The organism is Vibrio sp. JZG120, from assembly GCF_053890955.1.
This window is the reverse complement of the sequence record NZ_JBSRRK010000010.1, coordinates 72090-92612: the sequence shown is the minus strand read 5'-3', so window position 1 is coordinate 92612 and position 20523 is coordinate 72090. Positions and strand designations below refer to the sequence as shown.

Below are 20523 nucleotides of genomic sequence, written 5' to 3'. Positions count from 1 at the left end.
ACCCGTATAATGTCGCTATTATGGCAAAGAAAAAAACGAAACAAAAAGCGGGTAGCAATACTATCGCGCTGAATAAAAAAGCTCGCCACGAGTATTTCATCGATGATGAAATCGAAGCTGGCTTGGAGCTCCAAGGTTGGGAAGTGAAAGCCCTTCGCCAAGGTAAAGCCAATATTTCTGAAAGTTACGTATTTATGCGTGACGGTGAAGCCTTTGTGAGTGGCATGACAATCACTCCTTTAAATCAGGCATCGACACACGTTGTGGCGAACCCCACACGTGTGCGTAAACTACTAATGAGTCGTCGTGAACTAGACAACCTATTCGGACGTGTGAACCGTGAAGGTATGACATTAACGGCGCTCTCTCTGTACTGGTCTCGCTCTTGGGTGAAACTAAAAATTGGCGTAGCAAAAGGTAAAAAGCTGCACGATAAACGTACGGATTTAAAAGAAAAAGACTGGGCAAGAGAGAAAGCACGCGTAATGAAGAGTACACTGCGTTAATCTTGACCACTTAAACGCATAGTACTGGACAGCCAATGCTTTTCTGTTACTATGCGAATATTACCTGGGGCTGATTTAGGATTCGACGGGAATTCAGAAGTCTGAGGTGCATGCCGAGGTGCGGTAGGCCTCGTTAACAAACCGCAAAAAAATAGTCGCAAACGACGAAAACTACGCACTAGCAGCTTAATAACCTGCTCAGAGCTCTCTCGCCCTAGCTTCCGCACGTAAGACGGGGAATAACGAGGGATCAAACCCAAACGCGCTAGCCCGGATTCTCCCGCCTGAGAGATGAACGGCGAATTTTAATTCAGGCTAGTCATTCATTAGCGTGTCGGTTCGCAGGTGGGTGGCGAAATTAAAGATCGACTAAGCATGTAGTACCAATGATGAACGGTTTTCGGACGCGGGTTCAACTCCCGCCAGCTCCACCAAACGTTTGGAAAGGGCGGTAACTCTCTGAGTTATCGCCCTTTTTGTATTCGCCACTTCAATATTAGGCTGTTTGTACTACATTTTGGTACTAAAACATGCGCTATTTATCTATTTCAAAATCTGGCATTTGGCAGTTTCGCTATCAAATCCCCTCTGAGCATCGACACTTATTTGACGGGCTTCGTGAAGTTAAACGATCGCTAAAAACATCATGCAAAGATAAAGCTACGCTTTTAGCATTAGAGCTAGAGATACAGGTTCGTCGCACCATCATATCCCCGACTGCAACCACAGCACCAAAGCAAGTCAGACCCATTCATAACGAAAAAAAGCACCCACCAGCAAAACAGAAAAAGCTTAAGGTGTTATGCCCAGAAAAGATGCTAGAGCGCTTTTGTCTCTATAAGGCTCAGCATATTTCTCCTAAGGCCGTTGGAATGCTGAAAGCTAAGTGCAAAACTGTTCTTGATTTAGTTGGAAAATCCCATCTCCCTTTAATTCGCAGACGCGATGCAGAGGACGCAGTGCAGCTATTGCGACATTACCCCGTAAATATGAAGAAACACCACCAATTCAAAGGCCTAACAGCCAAGGAGGCGGTTAAACTCAATAATAGCCTTAATATGCCTACACTCAGTGAAGAGTCCGTCAAGGACTATAGCCAAAAGATGTCAGGCTTTTTTGAGTGGTGTGTTATCAATGAACTAACTGATATTAATCCATTCAAAGCCATCAGGTTTAAGAAGCAAAGAAAGGATAGCGCTGCAAAATCTGCGTACTCTACTGCCGATTTACATAAGTTGTTCAGCACTCCTGTTCATTGTGAGAAAGACTTTAGGCACCCCCATTACTACTGGCTTCCATTACTTGGATACTTCACTGGCGCCCGCCTCAATGAACTCTGTCAGCTTTACAAAGCTGATATATACAAAATGGAAGGAGTTTGGGTACTTCAAATTGATGATAGGTTTGAAGGGCAAAAACTGAAGAACTTAACCAGCCGCCGAATTGTGCCAATCCATCAACGACTAATTGATATCGGGTTTATTGATTTTGTAACCTCAGTTCAACATGACCGACTATTTCCGGAGCTTAAGGACTCAAGGGATGGCTTCGGCAGTGCTGCTTCAAAATGGTTCGGCAGGTTCAAGACTCGGTTAGGTTTTGCGAAAGGGCAGGACTTTCATTCATTCCGTCATACCGTTGCCACACAGCTTAAACAGAAACAGGTGTCCCATATTGCTGCTGGAGCAATTCTCGGTCATGCACAAAATAACATTACCTACGACCGATACGGGAAGGATCTGAACATTGAGCAAGTGATGACTGTCGTAAACCTGATTGATCCCCTCCCCTTAGATAAGGTGCAAAACTATTCAACTGAGTGACCCTAGCGACCTCTTAAACAGTTATGTGGCTTTAATTTTGGGCGTGATTTCACGCCCAAAAAAAACAAACTCATTCGCTCATTCTTTCAGCAACTAGCTCAAAAAAACCAAATAAACAATTTAAAAACAACAATTTAAAAAATAAGTTGCAGTTAAATATGCATACATGTATGTGATTAATAGGTTGCTAGTTTTTTTTTCTTTACGGCCGTGAAAGACCTTCTTAGATTGATTGAAAAGCAATTGATTAATTAGGAGTTATTATGAATTTATCTTCTTCTGTAGCACAAAGCTTACGCTCTAATTTCAGCGATAACGTAAATCTCGAAGCTATCCTCAATCTTGAAATACCAGTGCAACGAAGCCATAAGACACTAGAACCACTAACAGGTGTCGAACTACTAGATGCTTACACAGATTCACGTATCAAACTCGGCAAATCTAAGCTAAAAAACATCCAGCAAGATCATGAACTTCTTGCGAGAGTATTGCACCTTATCGGCTTTGATGACTTAAACGAGCTTGATCGTGCAGGCGCTGAAAGCGTTCGAGACGCCTTGAGCCACTATCCCACAAACGCAAAGAAACACTCTGAGTTTGCGGGACTAACAGGGTACGACGTAATCTTCAAAAATGCTGCCTTGCCAAAGCCTAAACCATCCCTTTCCCTTACAACCGTCAAAGGGATAATCGAAAAATTCTCTACTTTTCTTAACTGGAGCAAAGCTCATGGATACGTTAAGGACAATGTATTCTATCGACTTCCAAAAAAGAGTGAAAAAGGTGGTCGGAAACGCCTATGCTTTTCCGACCACCACCTTGCTGCCATTTTCAACATGACAGACTACAAATCTCATCGCTACCTTCATTCTTATTACTACTGGGTACCACTATTGTTACGTTACACAGGGGCAAGGCTAAATGAAATCTGCCAACTAATCTTTGATGATGTAACTCAAGTTGATGGTGTTTACTGTCTTAAGATTAGGGAGAACTTCCAAGGGCAGAGTGTCAAAAATAGTTCATCTATCAGGCTGATCCCTATTCATAATGAATTGATTGCAAGAGGTTTCTTATCATTCGTAGATTCAAAAAACGATGGTCGTCTCTTCCCAGAACTGCCTCTTGTTGATGGCTACTACTCGACTAACGCTTCGAAGTGGTTTAGTCGCCGTAGGGATTCATTGGGTTTAGGTAAAGGGTTAGATGCACACTCTTTCCGACACACGTTCATCAATGAGTTGAAACAGTTAGGAATTTCCAAAGAGATTATAGAGTGCATTGTTGGCCATAAACATAATTCTGAGTCGTTTGATACGTACAGTGAGCAATACCATCCTAGAATTCTTGCTCCTGTTGTTAATATGATAGATACGAGCCATACCGAACATATTCGCCCATATAATTTAGCGTGATATCTATTTAAACAGCACCACCACAACTAAAAAATATTTTATTAACCCATATATTTTGGGTGAACGGATTCGCTCACCCAAAATTTACTGAAAGTTTATTTAATGAAAAAAAAATACATTGGCAACACTCATTGAACTCGCTATCAATGAGGACTTAGATAATATTAAGAAGAACGCTGCTGAGAGCGTTTTTATCTTTGACCGTTTAGTTCTCAAAGGACAGTCAAGTACTCTTTTTGCACCACCGAATGCTGGCAAAACCTTATTAATCATCAACCAACTGAAACAAGCTCATGCAGCAGGTCTTACTAACGATCTATCGGTCTTTTATATAAATGCTGATGACACTCAAAATGGAGTTATTGAAAAAACTGAAATTTTGGAAAGTATTGGGGTTCACGTGCTTGTTCCCGGATATAACGGCTTCGAATCACATTCTCTGTTAGCCATCTTAGACGGATTATCTGATGATGATGCAGCAAAGGATGTTGTGATCATTGTGGATACTCTTAAGAAGTTCGCTGACACAATGGACAAAAAACATATGCGTAGATTTGGTATCACTGTCAGAGATTTTGTTATGAGGGGGGGAACCTTTATCGGTTTAGGTCATACCAACAAAAATCGAGATGGCGACAACAAACTTGTCTATTCTGGGACATCAGATCTTGTCGAAGACGTAGATTGTATCTACATGATGGACATTAAATATGACAATACTGACGAAAATGGAACCCAAACAAAACACATTCAACTGATAAACCAAAAACTCCGTGGTAATAATGCCCTTGAGCTGACATTCGCATACCAAAAAGCAGAAAATTTGAAGTATGTTGATATGATAAATTCTGTTCGCAATATCGATGAAAACACGCATAAAAAGGCAAAAACTTTACAAGATGAAGTGTTTAAATATAATGATTATCTTGATAAGTACCCTGATGCCATTTCATTAATAAAGTCTGTTTTAGATGGCAATAAGATGGATAAAACGGAATTAAGAGATTTTCTTTTAAAAAACACAAAATATGGCCGTGACAAGTGCGCTGAAATAATTGACCGTGTATCCGGTAAGCTCATCAACTTTGAGGTTAGCGGAAAAACAGGGCGAAAGAAAATATATTACCTTATCAACAACGCTTAACTGGCATCAGTTGATTCCGTTTTTTACGTTTATTTAATTAACTGAAAGAACGGAATATCCTAAAGCATGAGCCAGCCATAAACTGGCTCATGCAATTCACTCAAAAAACTTTAAGCTGATTCAACCAGCCCCTTCATCACAAAATCCACTTCCTTACCCTTTATACCCACTCAACATATCGAAGATAACCCGCGCAAATTGTTTGGTTTTGTTCGGGTCTGACAACAACTGCATCATCTGCTCTTGGTGCGCTTCATTACTATTCAAAATCGCATCATCAATCGCGCGTGGGAAGTCACCTAGCATGGCTTGCTCGCGAGTATTATTGGCTATTTGGCTCATTACTGTTTCGTTCTCGGTGAGCTTGTCACGCACCGTAAAGGCATAATTGATCATGTCTTTATCGGTCAGGTTGTCGGTGACAAACACCTCGTTCAATCGCTCAATGATGTGAGACAAGAACTCTTCTTTCTTGTCCTTCGGTTTGCCTGTACCTACATCGTTGCTTGGGTGCAACTTGTACTCAGGCGTATTCTCTTGAAGCTGAATGTCCTGTTGACGGATCTTCGACAGACGATAGTGGCTCATGACCACATTACCAAGGTCAAGTTCATCCTCTTCAATAACCTTCTCGCGCAGCATTGGGCGAAGGTGGCGTGCATACAGGCTCAGTTTCTCTAGCTCTTTGTCGTCATAGTCAACAATCTGCGACATAAACTCATAGAAGCGCACAAAACTACCTAAGTCTTTCTTGAAGATCTCTAGGCGGTCTTTCTCCTGCTTGCACTCTTTGAAGGTGTTTTCTGCATTAGCGATTAACACGGCATCGCCTGTTTGCTTGGTGCGTTCAAACACGTTTTTAGCGTGAATGTATGCTTCTACCGCAGAAGTATAACGCTTGCGCCAACGGTCTATCGCTGGCTTGCAGATATTACTGATAGCCGCATTAGATTTGTTCTTGGTAAAGAAGGCATCAACGAATTGATCTACCTCCGACCATAAGAAAATACCGCTCGCACGCAGCTTCTCCGATAGGTCGAAAATCTTGTCAGGGTCAGTGACATCCTCAAGCTCAGCCACTTGATAATAAGGCTGGAAAGCATCAAGAATATCTTGCGGGTCGTTGTAGAAATCGAGTACGAAAGTACCGCATTCTGCTTTCCCCGGATAGATACGGTTGAGGCGAGAAAGCGTCTGCACACACTCAACGCCAGCCAGTTTTTTATCAACATACATGGCGCAGAGCTTTGGTTGGTCAAAGCCCGTCTGAAATTTGTTTGCCACCAGCATCACCTGATAATCATCTGTGTTAAAGGCTTTGCGCATCTCACGACCTTTAAGGTCAGGGTTCATGTTGTGCTCAGTAAACTTCTGATCCATAAACGCCGTGCTGTCTGGGTCGGCAGCGTTAAACTCAACTTCGCCAGAAAATGCGACCATCGCACGAATACCTGCATAGCCGCTGTTGTTCTCAGAGGAAGCAGAAACGTACTTATCAAACGCCAGCTTATAGCGCACAGCCTCTTTACGAGAGCTAGTGACCACCATGGCTTTTGCCTGACCACCTAATAAGCCCATCACGTTCTTTTTGAAATGCTCAACAATCACTTTCACTTTCTGCGAGATGTTGTGATCGTGCAGGCGTACCCAGTTATTGAGTTTAACCTTGGCTTTTCCCGAATCGACCTCTTTATCTTCCGCTTCCAGCTTCTGTTTGAGCTGATAGATCACCTTGTAGTTGGTGTAGTTCTTTAGCACATCAAGGATAAAGCCTTCCTCAATCGCCTGACGCATTGAATAGATATGGTAAGCCACTGGCAAATTGCGTTTAGAAGCTGGCTGCTCTGGGGCAGGTCTGCGACCAAACAACTCCAGCGTTTTGGGCTTTGGTGTCGCGGTAAAGGCGTAGTAACTCAAATTGGCACTGCCACGACGCGCCGCAACGGTAGCATCAAGAATATCCTCTGAGGAAAGTTCGGTGTCATCATCGGCTTCATCCGTCATCAGAACTTCTTTAAGCTGACGAGCGGTTGCGCCTGTCTGAGACGAGTGCGCTTCATCGGCAATGACGGCGTAACGGCGCTCTTTGAGTGAAGTTGAGTTCTCAATAGCTTTTAACACATGCGGGAAGGTTTGAATGGTCACGATGATGATTGGCTGAGAGGTTTCCAATGCCGTTGCCAACTTCTCTGATTTAGAACCATCGCCTTCTTTGCGGTTGATACGTCCTACAACACCATCAGCATGTTCAAACTGATAGATAGTGTCTTGTAGCTGGTCATCCAGCACAGTGCGGTCAGTAACCACAATGACTGAATCAAACTGCTTGTTACCCTTTTCATCATGCAAGGTCGATAGTTGGTGTGCTGTCCATGCAATCGAGTTGGACTTACCCGAACCTGCACTGTGCTGGATCAGGTATTTATTTCCTGTGCCCTCAACAATCGCCGCATTTACCAACTTCGTTACCACATCCCACTGGTGGTAACGCGGGAATATCAGGGTTTCTTTCTTGGTTTTGCGCCCCTCCCAATCTTCCTTCTCTTCTATTTGAAGATGGATAAAGCGCCCGATAATGTTGAGCAGGTTATCAGGCGTTAACACCTCATTCCATAGGTAGTCGGTGGCGTATCGATTTTCATCTTCAGGAATGTCATTACCCTTGCCGCCATCGTGTGTACCTTTGTTAAATGGCAGGAAGAAGGTGTTTTCACCCGCAAGTTTGGTCGCCATGTAAACTTCGTATTGGCTTACCGCGAAATGCACTAAAGCACCACGTTTAAAGCTCAAAAGCGGTTCTGGCTTTTTAGTGGCAGGGTCTTTCGGTAAACGAGTCAGCTTGTACTGCGCAATGGCGTTTTCTACCGCTTGCTTGAACTCGGATTTCAGCTCAAGGGTAGAGACGGGCAAGCCGTTAACGAACAGCACTAAGTCAATTCTCCACTTCTTAGCCTGTTTACCTGTAGCTTCGAATTCAGCTTGTGTTGCATACGGACTGTAAACCAGCTCAGGCACAATACGACAAATGTTTTTCTTATAACGTGTCAAGGTTTCAGGGTTGAGGTTATGCTCTGGCTTAAACTGACACAATTCAAAACGGGCATTGCGGATTTTCAAACCATGACGTAGCACGCCCAAAGTGCCAAAGGTACGTGACGCACGATCAGTGGCGTTCTCATCGGCTTTTTTAAGCTGAGTGACCAAGGCATCAAGGAAGTGGCGCTCTGAGTCGGTCGGGAAGACTTTGCAGAACTTCTCCCACTCTTTCGGTTGCGTTTCTTTGATAAACGTCAGCACATCCGCTTCGTATAATGCCGATTCGCGGTTATAGCCCTCGCCAGTGCCTTGCACCCAGCCATTGGCAACCATTTGTCTGATGATGTCGTCCTGAAATACCCGTTCTATAGTTGAATCTCTAGACATCATGACTCTCCTGTATCACATCCAATTTGTAGACAGGAGTAACATGGCAATAGACCATTTCCTCAGTCCAGTCTTTTAGCTTAATGGATGGATCTACAGCTTGAACGATAGTCTTTAACAATTCTTTTTGCGATTCGTTAGCTCTTTCGCCAAATAGAATTTCTTTCACTTTTACTGGTATGAATTCCCCCGTCTGAGCGAAGACCCGGATCTCTTCTTCGTAATGCCAAAAATTAGCTTTATAAGAAAGTACATTCTTCGCTCTTTCTATTGACGATGGAACTGAAGCGATAAGGTTAGACTGCGACTCGTAATTTACAGCTCGAATATCAAAGTCACCAATAATTTCAACACCAATAGCAATACCGCGATTACCGTTTGTGTAATGTGCCCACATCAGAGGATTATTATTACTTATTGATAACGAGCAAAACCTTAATGAGCTTTTGTACTCTTCCAGAGCCGCTAGTGACTCATCTGAAATAGCATCACCGTAAGTGTAGAACCCCTCCATTGGGTCATTCATTGAATCAAACGTCGCTGCATATAAACGTTTATTAGCAATAATATCTAACACAAATTCGAAGTTATCTAGCGTTCTAAATTTGTATAGCATCACTCTTCTTCTCCTCGTTACCTTTCTCCTCATCGTTCCAATTACGGACATCAATCTTGCCAGTAACAGCGGCTGATATAAGGGCTGTGCGGCGTTCTTGCATTAATGAAATAGCATTTTTCGCTTTCAAGGCCAAAGCATCAAACTTTTCACACATTGATTTGATGTATGACACAATCGTGTCTGTTTCTTCTGGCGACGCAGGAATAGGGACAAAAATATTCTTAACGATATCTGTATTTAAGTTCGGCTGCCCTGAACCTTGCTTAATTCTTTCCCTTAAGTCGTGTGTCAACGTACTCAAATAAAAATAAGCAAACTCTGAATTTAAAGTAAGGTTTTCAAAGCCTACCACCCCATCGTTTGCGTTTGCATTTATCGATAGTATTTTGGGTACACCCAATGTTGCTCCGCTGTTTGATAGCAATAGTGTTCCAGATGTAAACACCCTACATTGCTCACTTCCTTTCTTGGTTAAGAATGTCTCAGTTTCAGAAAGGTATATTTCATCATCCTTAGTGATTTCAGCAACGGTCACCCAAGGGGAGTAGTCACCATCAAAAAGAGTAGGATCTCCCGCTGGTCTTGGTGAACCTCCTCGCACAACTTGCGAAATGTAACCAAACTTCGTCACATCCCAATGTGACGGCACTTCCCCTAACCATTCCACACCAGAATCTTTCATTGGTGCGTGTGGGTTAAATCCTTTGGTTACCGCATGGCTTATCACCGCTTGCCGCTTTTCTATTAGCAGCTTAATCAGTTGCTGCTGCTTATTGATCAGGGTATCGATTCTGGCAATTTCGTGGTCGAGGAAGGCTACGATTTGTCTTAACTCTTCTTCTGGAGGAAAAGGAAATGATACTGACTCAATACCCTCACTTGATATATTAGGTTGATTGGTAATGGTCATATTGTTTTTAAATTGAGCAATAAAACTATTGCTTAGAGATGAAAATAAAATGTAGTCAGTTAAATCTTCATCCTCAACTTTTAGAAAACCAACCCTTTGGTTTATCAATGGCATCCTTTCTAATTTAGGCATTTTGGCGACTTTAATTCCACCAGCTATAATTGGACGTGTCATAGCAAAAACTAAAGAGTTCAGGGGTGCAATATATTCAGCATTCTCATGAGCAAACTTTTCGGGCAAATAGGCTTCGTCATCAAATGACATTTTCAAATGAGAAACATTAGTGATTTTAATAACAGGGTACCCTTGCTTAATAAAATCTCCGCTCTTAAATGCAAAACCACCGATAACCCTACCAAAATGTTTAATCTTTTTTACTTTCCAATGCTTTGGAACCTCGCCCAACCACTCAACACCGGAATATTTATATTCTGGGTATGCTTGATACTTACTCATTATGAATGCACCTCTTGCAATAGCCTCATAATGTCCTTGCTCACAGCATCTAAGTCTTTATCGATAGCTTCTAGCTCACGCGGCGGTTGGTAGACATAGAAATGGCGGTTGAATGGGATTTCATAACCCACCACACCAATTTCATTGTCTTTGTCATCACGCTTATCCGCGTTGATCCACGCATCGGCAACGTGAGGCTGCACTTCGCGTTTGAAGTAGCTTTCAATCAGGGTTGATGTAGTCACGCTTGGGTCAAGTGGTACGTTCTCGTTATCACGTAGGTCACCATCTTGTTGGAACTCAACAACCTTACCCTTATAGTCGAACGCACCGTATAGCGGCTGTGCCTCTTCTTTCAGCACTTTTTTGATCACAGGTTCTGCGTCTTGGTTCTTCCACGTTACCGCATCAATAAACTGCTTTTTCTGCTTGGCATCGAACTTGATACCAGTGGTTTTGAACGCGCCTTTCAAAGTCAGCTCAAACTGGTTGAAGTCATCAGACTGTTTCGCTTTACCGCCAAGGTTATCGCCAATCGCAACTTGCAGGGCTTTGGCATTATCCATCAAGACTTTTTGGCTTAGCCACAGTTTGCTGTCCAGTACGTCTTTGATTTGCTTTTCTTTCAACTCAGGGAAGTCGGCTTTGATCAGAACTCGAACTTCTTTTTCCACGCCAGTTAGTGAGCCGTAGGTATCTTCCGTCCACTCTGGGCCAAACTGTTCAAAGACTGCCTGCATTACGGCATAAAATGGCTTGGGAGCAAAGCGCAGTGATTCCACCGCTTCATCGGTGATTTGTGCTGACAGACGCAGTGGACGCTCTATGGTTAGTCGGCGGTAGCCAAACTGATAAGTATCAAATATCTTGCTGGCAAAGTGTTTTTGGTTGTCCGTCACACCATCTTTGGTCAAGGTATCAATTTCTTCAAAGTCACCAAAGTTCTTCGTGATGGTGCGAATTTCTTCATCGGTTAAATAGTGACGCTTAGAGCCTAATGACTTACGCATTTTAGTACTAAAGTTAGCGCCATTAATCAATTGCACTTTGCCTTTACGTGCAGGGTCTTTTTTATTGCTCAGTACCCAAACGTAGGTCGCAATACCTGTGTTGTAGAACATATCGGTAGGCAGCGCAACAATCGCTTCAAGTAGATCAGCTTCAAGGATGTAGCGACGAATTTCACTCTCACCGCTACCCGCACCACCAGTAAATAGTGGTGAACCATTAAGGATGATGCCGATACGACCTCCATCGATCACTTGGTTATCGACATTCTTCTTATCACGCATCTTGCTGATAAGGTGCATCAAGAACAGCAACGAACCATCAGAGACTCGCGGCAAGCCTGCGCCAAAGCGTCCATCAAAGCCTTTTTGCTGGTGCTCGTCTTTGATTTCACCTTCAATCTTTTTCCAATCCACACCAAACGGCGGGTTAGACAGCATGTAGTCAAACTTGTCGGCGGGCAGTTGGTCATTTGACAGAGTATTACCTAGCTTGATGCGGCTAACATCTTGCCCTTTGATTAGCATATCTGCCTTACAGATAGCATAGGACTCTGGGTTTAGCTCCTGACCAAACGCACGCATCACCGCTTTTGGGTTGAGTTCGTGCACGTATTCCATGCCTGAAGAGAGGAAGCCACCTGTACCCGCTGTTGGGTCATAGATGGTACGGATGATGCCATCTTTGGTTAAGGCTTCGTCGTCTTCCATAAATACCAAAGAGGTAGTCAGGCGCACGATGTCACGCGGGGTAAAGTGCTCACCCGCGGTCTCGTTTGAGCCTTCCGCGAAGCGGCGGATCAACTCTTCAAACACCAAGCCCATATCGTGGTTGGAAATGCTGTTTGGGCTAAGGTCGGTGGTGGCAAACTTCTTCACCACTTTGTAAAGCAGGTTGGCATCTTCCAGCAAACCAACAAATTCATCGAACTTGAAGTGCTCAAAGATTTCACGCGCATCTTTGGAGAATGACTGCACGTACTTCTCAAGGTTCGCCTTGATGTTGCTCTGCCCCATCTTGCCGAGGTTCATTGGCGAGGTGTTGAAGAATGACAAGCCATCAGGTTGTGCGAGTGATTGGGTTGCTCGTAGTAAGAACTTTTCCTGCGCTTCTTCTGGCAGGTTCATCGCTTTGATGCGTTCATGCTCGGCAACCACAGCATCTTTGCTTGGTTCAAGCACACACTCAAGACGACGAAGTAGAGTAAACGGCAAGATAACACGGCCGTATTGAGATTGTTTGAAGTCACCGCGAAGCAGGTCAGCTACCGACCAGATAAAGGCAGCGGTTTGGGAGAAGTTGTTGTTAGTCATTGTAAACAGCACAATTGAGAAAATTGCGCTGATTATACCCTACGGCTCATATGGTGACAGCGACATCTAACAAAAAAGCGCCCTTTCGGACGCTTGAATCAAATAAACAAATATAAATTGCTACTGAATCCAATCAGCTTTTATACGGAGGTGTTGCATCTAATATTTGCTTAGCGAGCAATTCCAGTATATCAGTGACTTTGGTCTCTCTCGCTTTCAATAGTGCCTTTACGTTATCGATCGTAGCTGCCAAGTTCTCACCTGTGGCAACATCCTCTAATCTATAAGCATCATTAGCATGTTCTGTCACTTTTTTAACCCATGCTCGTCTGTATAGGTTTTTCACTGAATCACCCTTGGTAACAAAACCAGCGTTCATAGCTCCTTCAAGCACTAAGCTCTCAAGATCTGTGGTTTCAAGATCTTCTAAATCATGCAGAAGTTCAATTAAATCCGAAGCAGTAATTTCTTTTTCCATAGCGTTTATTTAAAGAGTAATAACTATTTTTTCTTTATTCAAACGATGGCATTTTTTGAAAAAGGGGTAGTCAAGAAGGGTCTCCATTCTTGCCAGAGAACAACATAAGAACGAAGTGGGTTGTTCTATCTGGAAACCACTATCCAGCATAACCAGTTGATTTTAAGTTGTTTGAATCTAAAAAAATAATTTTCTATGTTTATAAAAAACATATCTCATGATTAAAAACTGGACTGTAACAACACAACCCGTTCGACTTGCATCAGATGGTGTAATGATGCGAGAGCGTTACCTACTAAACACCGAACACGCCAACCACAAATACACCGAAGACCTCGTATCACTCTTCGGATGTGGCGCTACCTCCAAGCGCATTGCTCTTACAGGCGAACAATTCAGGCTTAATCAGCAGCTAAATAACCGCCGTGGAGGCCGCCCACTATCGACCTACGCCATGGAATATTGCCTTACGTTGCCAAGGGGCTACAGACCTAGCTATGAGCAGTGGCAATCCATTGTCAAAGATTGCGCATTGGCTCTTGCTAAATTGTGTCAACTTAACAAATCTGAATTTTCGCAATACCGACAACAAATTCGAGCTGTCTTGCACCAGCAGGAACAGAAAGGAAAAAAAGGTAGTGGCGACCATGTGCATTTGATGATTGGTAAGATTGTCGGCAATCGAGTCCTCACGGAATTACAACGGAAAAAAGCAACAAAAGTCATTAAGCAAGCATTCAACAGCGCAGTACTGCAACATGTCGGCATAGATTACCGGAGCTATGAGCCAATTGAAAAAGAGAAAGGACGCAGACTATCAACTTGGCAATACCAATATAAAAAAGCCACTGAAGCCCTTGAAATTGAAAAACTCATCAAGCAGATGCAAACGCAGTTTGATAAGTGGTTAAACGCAAAAGAAGAGTTAAATGAGCGACAAATTCGACGTCAACAAAACAGACTATTAAAAAGCTATGAGCAATTAAAGCAACACTCACTAAGTGCGTCGCAGTTGGAAAGGATTAACGCCGTCAAAAGTCAGATTAAGTGATCAGCGCATCATAGATATCGGTTCAACTCCCAAACAGGGAGCTGAACTGGCGTCCTTAACTTAGGATAATAGGCTTCCATATTGATACTGGCCTCATATGGTACTAAGATAAGGTACTAAAGGGTTATTCTCAAAAATCACAAACACCCTAACCTATTGAAGTAACTGTTTTTTAAGGCAGTTGAAGGTGAGTCCCGCCAGCTCCACCAAACGTTTGGAAAAGGCCACCTTCGGGTGGCCTTTTTTGTATCTGCTATCCGTACTTATGTTGCAACAGTACACGATCTACTTTTACGATGTTACTTGCTATTAGTGCACGGCTTCTTTTATAGCCTATAGAAAATAAGCAGATGATCTCTAATAATCAACACTTCCAACTTTATAAATATTTTATTCATTAGTAATTTTATGCAGATAATTAAATCTCTTAAAAAATAAAAATGCGAAGCCATTTAGCTTCGCATTTTTATTTGGGTTAAACATGGTTAACAATATTAGAAACGATATTCCACACCTAGCGATGCTTGGTTAAAATCAGTTTTTGTGCTTGCACCATTCGCGACGTTCTCTGCATTCAGTTCTACGTCATACCACATATATTCTGCGTTAACTAAGAAGTTATCAGTAACTTTAAAACCAACACCGGCACCAGCGAATACACCTTCGTCATCTTTGTTGCCTTGGAAGCCCGCAACGTTGTAATCCGTCGAGTACCACATTTGACCGCCTTTTGCGTAAAGATCGACACGATCAACAATAGGGGCTGTAACTTTTAGTGCTGCGGTGTAACCGTCCGTTTCGGCATTTGCTAAGTTATTACCATAGCTACCAAAATCAATGTAACCGCCCTCTAACGCTAAGTAAGGGTTAAAACGGTAACCAACCAAACCTTGAATAGCATCACTGTCATCATCAAAGTCATCTTGTCCATCAACTTTTAAGTAACCATAATTGGCGCCGACATAAACACCATGATCTTTGGAGTCCGCTGCGTGAGATAAAGTACTAAACGTTGCTAAAGAAAAAAGGCCAATCAAAGTAACAACATTGCTTTTCATTTCGTTCTCCTAATATAAGTGCCATTGAAAGTTCGAATTATACAAAGCAAATGCAATGCCAATTTTAATTTAATAAAAAACACTTTCTACTTTATAAAAAATTGACATTATTTTGAAATTAGAACAACAAAACTAAAAGTTATACTGTTTTATTTACCTTGAGAAAACAATATTAGATTTCTGTAAATACTAATGATGTAAAACATTCTATTTTATTTGTAGTTTTTTCAAAAGATAGGAGAAATCAATAAACAACCCCCAATCATCAATTATTTACATACCCATTATATTTAGGATTCTTAATTTTTGGTCTGGATTCTTTATGAACGAGTAAGGAAGGTAATCACACATCGGCTTTTTCTCTCTTTGCTTCAATAGGTAAATCTCCTACTCTGTGAAGAGGCTATCTCCATGGGACTGAAGTATGTTAAAAGGCAGTGAGTACCCTTCTATCCGAGCATTAAGGACGTTTGTCGCGGTTGCAAATTACCTCAGCTTCTCTAAAGCGGCGGATGCCCTATGCATTACACAAAGCGCAGTAAGCAAACAAATCGCCGCGCTTGAACAACTAGTGGGCTTACCTTTAATACAAAGAGGCTCGAATGGTATTGAGTTAACTGAGGAAGGAAAACGCTACCTACCGCAAGTCACAGAAGCACTAGAACTTATTCAGAATGCAACCGCTAACTTAATCCAATCAGATTCAAAGCAAGAATTGCTCACCGTGGATGTTACTCCTTCTTTCGCTAGCCTTTGGTTGGTGCCTCATATTGATGACTTCCACCAGCGACATTCCAATATCCGTGTAAGAATCTGTACCGGAGATGGGAACGTCAAAGGTTCAAGCGGTGAAAGCGACTTGCATATTCGTTGTCTTCCATTGTCCACGCATTATGAATACAGCCACTTACTATGCGAAGAAATACTGCTATTGGTCGGTTGTACTAATACTCCTGCACTCAAGAATGTGCACGCTGTTAGCGACTATCCGCTGATACCTCAAATCACTCGCCCTCAATTGTGGGAGCAATTTAAGGCTGCGCATGCAGTAGAATCAACCGTTACCTATCACTCTGTAGGCTTTGAACATTTTTACCTAGCTTACGAAGCCGTCAAAATGGGAAAAGGACTCGCCTTACTTCCTGATTTTATGGCGCAGAATTCTATTTTAAGAGGGGATATCCAACGTATTCTCAACCTATCTTTACAGAGTGGTTATGGTTATTACGTGATGATCCCAAATTATCGCCTATCGGCTAAGAAAGTGGCGGCGTTTTACGAATGGTTGAAGAGCAAACTAAGCTAATATTGTTTTCTTGAAATGCTTTTGGTAACCCAAAACAACTCAAAGACTTCAGTATCTGTCTGCTCCAAATTGTGGCATTCTCATTAACACTGTTTCAAAAGGATAAATGGATTGAAAGATATGGACAGCAATTCGCCCAAACTCTCATTACGTACCATTGAGCCAACGGATTACCCTGAGCTTGCAGAACTAATGGACTTAGTGTTTCCTGATGTTGGCGGCTCATGGCCACGGCTGACGATTATGGATCTCATTCATCAGTTTCCTGATGGCCAAATCTGTATTGAAGATAACGGCAAAATAGTCGGTGCAGCATTAACCATTAAAGTGGACTACAACCGCTTTTCTCTTCCTCACCTATATACCGACATCATTACCGAAAACAACGTCATACAGAATCAAGTAACTGGTGATGCAATGTATGGTCTCGATGTATTTGTCCACCCGGACTATCGAGGGCTACGTTTAGGTCGACGTTTATATGATGCACGTAAAGAGCTTTGCCGTAGTAAGAACTTCAAAGCCATTTTAGCCGGTGGTCGCATTCCTAATTACCACCAATACGCAGATGAACTGAGCGTTGCAGAGTACATCGACAAAGTAAAGCGCCGTGAGCTTCATGACCCTATTTTGTCTTTTCAGCTTGCTAACGACTTCGATGTAAAGCGAATCATGCGCGGCTACTTGCCAGAGGATAGCGCTTCTAAAGGTTACGCGACACTGCTGGAGTGGGATAACTTTTTCTACGAAGAGGATATTCAATCCGTACACGATGTAGAAAAGACTCTGATTCGAATTGGTGTTGTACAGTGGCAAATGCGCGCGATGAATGACCTGGAGGATTTGCTCGATCAAGCTGAGTTCTTCATTTCTTCTCTTGCGAATTACAAGGCCGATTTCGCCCTATTCCCTGAGTTCTTTAACGCACCGCTGATGGGCTTGCAAAACGACAAAAATTCCGTTGAAGCAATCCGCTTTTTGGCTAGCTTTACAGAAGAGATCAAAAACCGTTTCTCACAGATGGCAGTCACCTACAACATCAACATTATTGCAGGCAGTATGCCCGTTATCGAAGATGGCAAACTGTATAATGTGGCCTACTTGCTGCAACGAGATGGTGAAATTAACGCTCAATATAAAATCCACATCACGCCTCATGAACAAAGAGACTGGGTGATCGACGGTGGTGACAATGTTCAAGTTTTCGAAACCGATGCGGGCAAAGTCGGCATACTGATTTGTTATGACAGCGAATTCCCTGAATTGGGAAGAATGTTAGCAGAACAAGGCGCACAAATTGTATTCGTTCCTTTCTGGACGGACACAAAAAATGGCTATCAACGAGTACGAATTTGTTCCCAATCGCGTGCCATTGAAAACGAATGCTATGTTGCAATTGGTGGTAGTGTTGGTAACTTACCTCGTGTTGATAACGTGGACATCCAGTACGCACAATCTGCCGTATTCTCACCGTCGGATATCTACTTCCCGCACGATGCGACCTTGACAGAAGCAAGCGCCAACACCGAAATGATGATCTTCGCCGATGTTGATTTGACTAAGTTGAAGCAACTGAATACCGAGGGTTCAGTAACCAACTTACGTCACCGACGTCTTGATTTGTATGGCGCATTTACTAAAGCTAAAGAGTCATAAAGGTGTGCCTTATTCGTCGCCACACGGGAGCGTGGCGGCGAATAAAACAAGCAGCAGATTGATTCCGCACAATAATCAGAGGCATGTCAGTTTTTCTCAGCGGTGAGAAACAAGAATTGACCCAGTAGGACATTCGGAGTATCACTCCAACTTCGTTCCGCTTTTATTAGGGGAAAGCTTTTGGAACACATTAACGAACTTCTCATGTCAATGAAGCCTTTGCTCGAGCAATACGGCTACTTGGCGCTGATTGTCAGTATATTTCTAGAAGGGATAGGTGTACCGATGCCTGGTCAATCGCTGATGATCGCGGCATCTTTGCTCTCTTCAGAACAAGTCATGAATCTAAGTATGGTTATGATGGTATCGTGGCTAAGCTGCTTTTTTGGGAATACCTGTGGTTACCTAATCGGTTATTACTTTGAAGGCTGGTTGGATAAAAAAGGCTATATCTCTGGCCCGAAGATGCAAACACTTCAACTGACTATCCAGAAATACGGCCCTACGTGCTTGGTCGTCAGTCGCTTTATTGAAGGAATGAAGCAATTTATGCCTCTTGCATGCGGTATCGCGAAAATGCCACGTAGAAAGTTTTTGCTCGGTAACGCCCTCGCGGCGACGGTTTGGGTATTGGTATTCAGCTTGTTAACTCACTTTGCATTTGAACATTTAAGCGTGTTGAGCAACCTGTACACCGAATACAAATACCTTGTATGGGCATTTGCTGCTGTCTTATTTACGTGGATGGTTTTAGGTATTGTTAAACGCAAAAAAGCCAAATCAATGCAATAACGACAGTCCCTTCATTAGTGCATAACTAAAGCTCGTGGTATCAGTGAGATACGTAATACGAGCTTTTATCTTTTTCTTTACGTGCAAAATTTAAACAGCCATTTAGACGTCTAGACGTTGACAATGCGTAAATGTGATATTAGTCTGCTCTTCTCTCTTATTATTAACATTGTCGTTTACATGTCCGGTTCCCAACAAACAACTAAAACAGTTGCACCTTCTGCGGTCGCACTGATCCCATTGATTGTATTCCTTGCGCTGTTTATTGGCGTAGGCACTTACTTATCTTTGCAAGGCGTTGAATTTGCCTTCTACCAGCTGCCTGCACCCATCGCGGTATTACCAGCCATCATCATTGCGTTTCTTTTAAGTAAAGAGAAACTTAACCGCTCAATCGAACACTTCATGCGTGGTGTTGGCCACCCAGACATCATCGCAATGTGTATGATCTATCTGCTTGCTGGTGCCTTTGCTGCGGTAGCAAAAGCCTCTGGCGGTGTTGATGCAACGGTGAACCTTGGTTTATCCGCAATTCCAACCAGCATGATTTTGCCGGGCATTTTTCTGATTTCTGCTTTTATCGCAACAGCGATGGGCACTTCGATGGGTACCATCGCAGCCGTTGCCCCCGTAGCGTTGGGGATTGCTGAATCAGCAGGAATGAGCTTACCGTTAACCGCAGGCGTTGTGCTGAGCGGCGCTATGTTTGGTGATAACCTTTCTATCATCTCTGACACCACCATCGCGGCGACACGCTCTCAAGGTTGTGAGATGAAAGACAAGTTTAAAGAGAACATTCGTATTGCTTTGCCTGCGGCGTTGATCGCGATTGCAGTGTTCGCTTTCAACAGTACAGCGACTCAAGTGCCTGCAACTGGCGATATTGAGTGGCTAAAAGTCTTGCCGTACATCACTATTTTGATCCTAGCGGTATCTGGTGTGAATGTGTTTGTGGTTCTGTCGATTGGTATCCTTTTGGCTGGCGGCGTGAGCTTGGCATCGATTGACAATTACGGACTGACTAATCTAGCCCAAGACGTATACAAAGGCTTTGGCAACATGCAAGAGATCTTCTTGTTGTCCATGCTAATTGGAGGTTTGAGTGAACTGATGCGTCGTCAAGGCGGTCTTGCTTTCCTAACCAATTTCGTTAGCAGCCTTATCCACGCGTTTGGCTCTAGCCACTCTAAGCATGCCAACAGCCGCGCGAGCGAGCTAGGTATCGCGGGCTTAGTGTCGATGGTCAATGGCTGTACGGCAAACAACACCGTAGCCATCATCGTATCGGGCAGCGTTGCTCGCCAACTGGCGGAAGAGAATAATGTCTCTCCTCGTCGCTCAGCAAGCTTGTTGGATATTTTCTCGTGCGTGGTACAAGGCATTTTGCCTTATGGCGCGCAAGTATTGTTGCTAGGCTCAGTATTTAACCTTTCTCCATTAGAAGTGGTTGCCAACTCTTACTACTGTTTCGCGCTGGCAATTGCAGCCATTGTGGCGGTGTTTATCAAACACCCAGCTCGCCAACCTGCAGTGCAAACCGAAAACTAACGACAAATACCGAAAAG

The 20523-nt window shown here is 43.1% G+C and carries 15 protein-coding genes and 1 other RNA gene; 10 read left to right on the top strand and 6 right to left on the bottom strand.

The features are described from left to right. Window positions 1-20 precede the first annotated feature (20 nt). The 5 genes from smpB to ACWPOD_RS18420 all read left to right on the top strand — a co-directional run bounded on the left by smpB (window position 21) and on the right by ACWPOD_RS18420 (window position 4888). Entirely contained in the window at window positions 21-506 is a 486-nt protein-coding gene (gene smpB / locus ACWPOD_RS18440; protein ID WP_005391476.1) for an SsrA-binding protein SmpB, read from the top strand. Between the two features lie 66 nt (window positions 507-572). Beyond that, window positions 573-940, top strand: a transfer-messenger RNA (tmRNA) gene (gene ssrA / locus ACWPOD_RS18435). Window positions 941-1036: 96 nt separating this feature from the next. Further along, entirely contained in the window at window positions 1037-2329 is a 1293-nt protein-coding gene (locus ACWPOD_RS18430) for a tyrosine-type recombinase/integrase (protein WP_456232122.1), read from the top strand. Window positions 2330-2592: 263 nt separating this feature from the next. Next, window positions 2593-3744 carry a site-specific integrase gene (locus tag ACWPOD_RS18425; RefSeq protein ID WP_456232121.1) on the top strand — a complete coding sequence of 384 codons (1152 nt, stop codon included), beginning with the start codon at window positions 2593-2595 and terminating at the stop codon, window positions 3742-3744. Between the two features lie 118 nt (window positions 3745-3862). Then, window positions 3863-4888 carry a hypothetical protein gene (locus ACWPOD_RS18420; RefSeq protein WP_456232120.1) on the top strand — a complete coding sequence of 342 codons (1026 nt, stop codon included), beginning with the start codon at window positions 3863-3865 and terminating at the stop codon, window positions 4886-4888. Window positions 4889-5041: 153 nt separating this feature from the next. On the opposite strand, the gene ACWPOD_RS18415 is transcribed toward ACWPOD_RS18420, so the two are convergent. The 5 genes from ACWPOD_RS18415 to ACWPOD_RS18395 all read right to left on the bottom strand — a co-directional run bounded on the left by ACWPOD_RS18415 (window position 5042) and on the right by ACWPOD_RS18395 (window position 13095). After that, complete coding sequence (locus ACWPOD_RS18415; protein WP_456232119.1) at window positions 5042-8311, bottom strand: type I restriction endonuclease subunit R; 3270 nt, start codon at window positions 8309-8311, stop codon at window positions 5042-5044. Next, entirely contained in the window at window positions 8304-8930 is a 627-nt protein-coding gene (locus tag ACWPOD_RS18410; protein WP_456232118.1) for a DUF2971 domain-containing protein, read from the bottom strand. The genes ACWPOD_RS18415 and ACWPOD_RS18410 overlap by 8 nt, the downstream gene beginning before the upstream one ends. After that, the gene (locus ACWPOD_RS18405) at window positions 8911-10296 is read right to left on the bottom strand and encodes a restriction endonuclease subunit S (protein WP_456232117.1); all 1386 of its coding nucleotides are present in this window, start codon (window positions 10294-10296) and stop codon (window positions 8911-8913) included. The genes ACWPOD_RS18410 and ACWPOD_RS18405 overlap by 20 nt, the downstream gene beginning before the upstream one ends. After that, the gene (locus tag ACWPOD_RS18400) at window positions 10296-12617 is read right to left on the bottom strand and encodes a type I restriction-modification system subunit M (RefSeq protein ID WP_456232116.1); all 2322 of its coding nucleotides are present in this window, start codon (window positions 12615-12617) and stop codon (window positions 10296-10298) included. The genes ACWPOD_RS18405 and ACWPOD_RS18400 overlap by 1 nt, the downstream gene beginning before the upstream one ends. 133 nt (window positions 12618-12750) lie before the next feature. Next, complete coding sequence (locus tag ACWPOD_RS18395; protein ID WP_025501823.1) at window positions 12751-13095, bottom strand: hypothetical protein; 345 nt, start codon at window positions 13093-13095, stop codon at window positions 12751-12753. Window positions 13096-13312: 217 nt separating this feature from the next. Here ACWPOD_RS18395 and ACWPOD_RS18390 point away from each other — a divergent pair, with 217 nt between their 5' ends. Continuing rightward, window positions 13313-14146, top strand: coding sequence for a hypothetical protein (locus ACWPOD_RS18390; RefSeq protein ID WP_193448491.1), 834 nt, complete (start codon window positions 13313-13315; stop codon window positions 14144-14146). Between the two features lie 494 nt (window positions 14147-14640). Here ACWPOD_RS18390 and ACWPOD_RS18385 read toward each other — a convergent pair whose 3' ends face one another. Next, the gene (locus tag ACWPOD_RS18385) at window positions 14641-15204 is read right to left on the bottom strand and encodes a porin family protein (RefSeq protein ID WP_258643812.1); all 564 of its coding nucleotides are present in this window, start codon (window positions 15202-15204) and stop codon (window positions 14641-14643) included. 424 nt (window positions 15205-15628) lie between these two features. Between ACWPOD_RS18385 and ACWPOD_RS18380 the strand changes: the two genes are divergently transcribed. From ACWPOD_RS18380 to ACWPOD_RS18365, 4 genes are all read left to right on the top strand, one after another. Further along, window positions 15629-16510, top strand: coding sequence for a LysR family transcriptional regulator (locus tag ACWPOD_RS18380; RefSeq protein WP_253645032.1), 882 nt, complete (start codon window positions 15629-15631; stop codon window positions 16508-16510). Between the two features lie 120 nt (window positions 16511-16630). Continuing rightward, entirely contained in the window at window positions 16631-18166 is a 1536-nt protein-coding gene (locus tag ACWPOD_RS18375) for a bifunctional GNAT family N-acetyltransferase/carbon-nitrogen hydrolase family protein (protein WP_005391488.1), read from the top strand. A gap of 204 nt (window positions 18167-18370) precedes the next feature. After that, a complete protein-coding gene (locus tag ACWPOD_RS18370; RefSeq protein WP_046874326.1) occupies window positions 18371-18958 on the top strand; it encodes a DedA family protein in 588 nt (195 codons plus the stop codon). A 180-nt stretch (window positions 18959-19138) separates the two neighbouring features. Beyond that, window positions 19139-20506 carry a Na+/H+ antiporter NhaC family protein gene (locus tag ACWPOD_RS18365; RefSeq protein ID WP_167426846.1) on the top strand — a complete coding sequence of 456 codons (1368 nt, stop codon included), beginning with the start codon at window positions 19139-19141 and terminating at the stop codon, window positions 20504-20506. Window positions 20507-20523: the final 17 nt, after the last annotated feature.

Bases quoted from the DNA above. Each gene is read 5' to 3' on its own strand.
- smpB (WP_005391476.1), top strand. From the start codon at position 21: ATGGCAAAGAAAAAAACGAAACAAAAAGCGGGTAGCAATACTATCGCG.
- ACWPOD_RS18430 (WP_456232122.1), top strand. From the start codon at position 1,037: ATGCGCTATTTATCTATTTCAAAATCTGGCATTTGGCAGTTTCGCTAT.
- ACWPOD_RS18425 (WP_456232121.1), top strand. From the start codon at position 2,593: ATGAATTTATCTTCTTCTGTAGCACAAAGCTTACGCTCTAATTTCAGC.
- ACWPOD_RS18415 (WP_456232119.1), bottom strand. From the start codon at position 8,311: ATGTCTAGAGATTCAACTATAGAACGGGTATTTCAGGACGACATCATC.
- ACWPOD_RS18405 (WP_456232117.1), bottom strand. From the start codon at position 10,296: ATGAGTAAGTATCAAGCATACCCAGAATATAAATATTCCGGTGTTGAG.
- ACWPOD_RS18400 (WP_456232116.1), bottom strand. From the start codon at position 12,617: ATGACTAACAACAACTTCTCCCAAACCGCTGCCTTTATCTGGTCGGTA.
- ACWPOD_RS18395 (WP_025501823.1), bottom strand. From the start codon at position 13,095: ATGGAAAAAGAAATTACTGCTTCGGATTTAATTGAACTTCTGCATGAT.
- ACWPOD_RS18390 (WP_193448491.1), top strand. From the start codon at position 13,313: ATGATTAAAAACTGGACTGTAACAACACAACCCGTTCGACTTGCATCA.
- ACWPOD_RS18385 (WP_258643812.1), bottom strand. From the start codon at position 15,204: ATGAAAAGCAATGTTGTTACTTTGATTGGCCTTTTTTCTTTAGCAACG.
- ACWPOD_RS18380 (WP_253645032.1), top strand. From the start codon at position 15,629: ATGTTAAAAGGCAGTGAGTACCCTTCTATCCGAGCATTAAGGACGTTT.
- ACWPOD_RS18375 (WP_005391488.1), top strand. From the start codon at position 16,631: ATGGACAGCAATTCGCCCAAACTCTCATTACGTACCATTGAGCCAACG.
- ACWPOD_RS18370 (WP_046874326.1), top strand. From the start codon at position 18,371: ATGTCAATGAAGCCTTTGCTCGAGCAATACGGCTACTTGGCGCTGATT.
- ACWPOD_RS18365 (WP_167426846.1), top strand. From the start codon at position 19,139: ATGTCCGGTTCCCAACAAACAACTAAAACAGTTGCACCTTCTGCGGTC.